Genomic DNA, 2665 nt, shown 5'->3' with positions numbered 1-2665 from the left:
GCGTTGCTCCTGCTGACGCCCGCCCCCCTCAGCGCGATCGTGGCGGTGGCGGTCGCCGGAGCCGTCGCCGTGGGGTGTCTGGGCGTCCTGACCTGGTCGCGGCGGGGCCGGGAGCGGCACGAGGTCGAGGCCTTCACGGCGGCCCTGGGGCCCGCCCGGAACCCGTCCCCGGGCCGGGTGCGCGGGCCACGCCGGACCCCGGCCCGGAGGCGCTCCCCGGCCGACCCCGCCGAGGGCGGCCGGTGAGCGGGCCCGCGCCCGGAGACCCGGGGCAGGGCATGCCGAGGCCGGGCGGGGAGAAGAAGGCCGCGACGGCCCGCCCGGCCCGCGCGGCCCGCCCGGCCCGGCGGTACGGTGCCGGGCCCGGCGGGCCGTCCGGGGTCAGCCGACCTCGATCAGCAGGTCGCCCGCCTCCACCTGCTGGATGCCGCCGATCGCCAGTCGCCGAACGGTCCCCGCAGCCTGGGCGGTGATCGCCGCCTCCATCTTCATCGCCTCGATCGTGGCCACCGTCTGACCGGTTGTCACCGAGGCGCCCTCCTCCACCTGGAGCGTGACGACCCCGGCGAACGGTGCCGCGACGTGGCCCGGGTTGCCCCGGTCCGCCTTCTCGGCCGCCTTGACGTCGGTGGCCACGGACCTGTCCCGGACCGACACCGGGCGCAGCTGCCCGTTCAGCGTGGCCAGGACGCTGCGGTAGCCGCGCTCGTCGGCCTCCGAGATCGCCTCCAGCTCGATCAGCAGGGTGACACCGGGTTCGAGGGTGACCGTGTGCTCGGTCTCCGTCTCCAGTCCGTACAGGAAGTCCCGCGTCGGCAGGACGGACGTGTCCCCGTACGCCTCCCGGTGGGCGGTGAACTCCTTGGTGGGGCCGGGGAAGAGGAGCCGGTTCAGCGTCTCGCGCGGTGCCCGCGCCAGGCCCTCGCGGTCCTCGTCCGTCAGACGCGGCGTCTCGGCCTTCTCCGGGCGGCCCTGGAGCGCCCGGGTACGGAACGGCTCCGGCCAGCCGCCGGGCGGGTCGCCCAGCTCGCCGCGGAGGAAGCCGATCACGGAGTCCGGTACGTCGAAAGCGCCGGGGTCGGCCTCGAAGTCCGCCGCCTCGACCCCGGCCCCCACCAGGTGGAGCGCCAGGTCCCCGACCACCTTCGACGACGGTGTCACCTTCACCAGCCGGCCGAGCATGCGGTCGGCCGCGGCGTAGCAGTCCTCGATGAGCTCGAAGCGGTCGCCCAGACCGAGGGCGATGGCCTGCTGGCGCAGGTTGGAGAGCTGCCCGCCGGGGATCTCGTGGTGGTAGATCCGCCCGGTGGGGGAGGCGAGGCCCGACTCGAAGGGGGCGTAGACCTTGCGGGTCGCCTCCCAGTACGGCTCCAGGTCGCCGACGGCCTGGAGCGAGAGGCCGGTCGCGCGCTCGGTGTGGTCGGTGGCGGCGACCAGCGCCGACAAGGGGGGCTGGCTGGTGGTCCCGGCCATCGAGGCGACCGCCGCGTCCACCGCGTCCACCCCCGCGTCGATCGCGGCGATCAGTGTGGCGAGCTGGCCGCCGGCCGTGTCGTGGGTGTGCAGGTGGACCGGCAGGTCGAACCGTTCCCGCAGCGCGGTGACGAGCGTACGGGCGGCGGGCGGGCGCAGCAGACCGGCCATGTCCTTGACGGCGAGGACGTGGGCGCCCGCGTCCACGATCTGCTCGGCGAGACGCAGGTAGTAGTCCAGCGTGTAGAGGGACTCGGCGGGGTCGGAGAGGTCGGCGGTGTAGCAGAGGGCGACCTCGGCGAGCGCGGTCCCGGTGGCGCGCACGGCGTCGATCGCGGGCCGCATCTGGGACACGTCGTTGAGCGCGTCGAAGATCCGGAACACGTCCATCCCGGTGGCCGCGGCCTCGGCGACGAACGCCTCGGTGACCTCGGTGGGACAGGGGGTGTAGCCGACGGTGTTACGGCCGCGCAGCAGCATCTGCGTACAGATGTTGGGGACGGCCTCCCGGAGTGCGGCCAGCCGCTCCCACGGGTCCTCGGCGAGGAAGCGCAGCGCCACGTCGTAGGTGGCCCCTCCCCAGCACTCGATGCTCAGCAGCTGCGGGACGGTCTGTGCGACGAGCGGTGCCACGGCCAGCAGGTCGCGGGTACGGACCCGGGTCGCCAGCAGGGACTGGTGGGCGTCGCGGAACGTCGTGTCGGTGACGGCGACGGCCGACTGCGCGCGGAGCTCCGCCGCGAAGGCCTCCGGCCCGAGGGCCGCGAGCCGCTGCCGGGACCCGGGCGGCGGAGTGCCGGGCTCCACGGCGGGCAGCTTGTCGGCGGGGTCGATGACGGCGGGGCGCGGACCGTAGGGCCGGTTCACGGTGGTCTCGGCGAGGTAGCTGAGCATGCGGCTGCCGCGGTCGGCCGACGGGCGGGCCCGGATCAGCTCCGGGTGTTCCTCGATGAAGCTGGTCGTGATGCGCCCCGCCCGGAAGTCGGGCTGGTTCAGCACCGCCCCCAGGAAGGGCAGGTTGGTGGCGACCCCGCGGATGCGGAACTCCGCGATGGCCCGCCGCGCCCGGCGGGCCGCGTTGTCGAAGTCGTGCCCGTGGCAGGTGAGCTTGACCAGCATCGAGTCGAAGTGCGCGGAGACCTCGGCACCGGTATGGACCGTGCCGCCGTCCAGCCGGACGCCCGGCCCGCCG

Annotated in this window: 1 protein-coding gene and 1 pseudogene; one reads left to right on the top strand and one right to left on the bottom strand. The window is 74.9% G+C overall.

Going from position 1 to position 2665, the window contains the following annotated elements:
- Positions 1-246: pseudogene (locus IH13_RS0127150) on the top strand (hypothetical protein); the annotation flags it as partial.
- A gap of 135 nt (positions 247-381) precedes the next feature.
- On the opposite strand, the gene IH13_RS38540 reads toward IH13_RS0127150, so the two are convergent.
- Positions 382-2665: pyruvate carboxylase (locus IH13_RS38540; protein ID WP_031088610.1), on the bottom strand; the 2284-nt coding region annotated here is incomplete at its 5' end.

Source organism: Streptomyces sp. NRRL WC-3549 (assembly GCF_000721935.1).
Lineage (GTDB): Bacteria > Actinomycetota > Actinomycetes > Streptomycetales > Streptomycetaceae > Streptomyces.
This window is presented reverse-complemented; position numbering and strand designations above follow the sequence as displayed.